Genomic DNA, 261 nt, shown 5'->3' on the forward strand with positions numbered 1-261 from the left:
AAACTAATTACACCCAACGGGTTTTCATAGTTCAAAAGTACTTTCACCTTTTTCCTGATGCTATTCTTTTTTAGGAGTCGTCATCGATTATGCCTCTAGTGACAATTCTTTAGTTTCTTAGCGGTGTAAAGCTAAGATAAAAGCTTGCAAGTACAAAATCAGTGTAGGGAAAAAATGTACAATTTACCGAAAAACGGCTCTGGGTTTGGGTTGCTGTCAGCAAGACTGTTTTCGGAGACAAAATGTAAAATTGCTCCCGTT

The sequence above is a fragment of the Flavobacterium sp. UBA5153 genome, assembly GCA_002413745.1.
In the GTDB taxonomy this organism is placed as follows: Bacteria; Bacteroidota; Bacteroidia; order Flavobacteriales; family Flavobacteriaceae; genus Flavobacterium.